Consider the following 702-nt stretch of genomic DNA (forward strand, 5'->3'; position numbering starts at 1 on the left):
GTTTCTGCTGAAAGATAATAATCCTCCAGGTCTTCCAGATGCGCCAGTATTGCTTCCCGCGCATAAAACGTCTTTGTTCTGCCGGTTTGCTTCGCCAGCGAGTCCAGACGGGACTCAATCTCATCAGATAACCGGATAGCAAGCATATAAACCTCCCGAACACCATTTGCTATACATGTATATCAACAGTACCACAATCAACCTAAAAGAACAAAAAATAATCTTGTTAGCCCCTCTTGATAATCCGTAACGCGGTCAATATATCTAGCTTGAGGGCTTTCCTCTTAACTATTGAAAGGATAACGATTATGGGTCTTAAGCCGGGTCCGAAACGAATTGCCGATTCAACAGGGGAACCTGATAAACGCCAGCGTGACAATAAAAAAACGCCGGGAAATACTGACAAATTGAAACCCAGCAAATCTTCAAAAAAATAAGTCAGTAGTTAAAAGCCCTCCGGGGCTTTTTTGTATCTGCCGTTCACGCTGATTAAACATAACACCCGTTGCCCGCACCGCCCCGGACGGGTTCGCCGCGAACGGGGTGGCAGTCAGGTAAAACCGGCAACAAACCACCCGATAAACCGCCCCGTTCGCGACAGATAAATTTTACCTGGCTGCATAGCCATGCAGCCAGGTGAATGACATCCGGTTTCAGCGTAAATGCCCGATGAGAACCCTGTTTTCCTGCATTTCAGCCCAG

General features: G+C 47.2%; 1 protein-coding gene. It reads right to left on the reverse strand.

The genetic code is table 11. The annotated features are described in order from the left end of the window. Positions 1-146: type II toxin-antitoxin system RelB family antitoxin (relB, locus tag ABD169_RS16050; protein ID WP_147509035.1), on the reverse strand; the 146-nt coding region annotated here is incomplete at its 3' end. Between the last annotated feature and the right edge of the window lie 556 nt (positions 147-702).

It is taken from the genome of Leucobacter iarius, from assembly GCF_039530105.1.
Taxonomy (GTDB): domain Bacteria; phylum Actinomycetota; class Actinomycetes; order Actinomycetales; family Microbacteriaceae; genus Leucobacter; species Leucobacter iarius.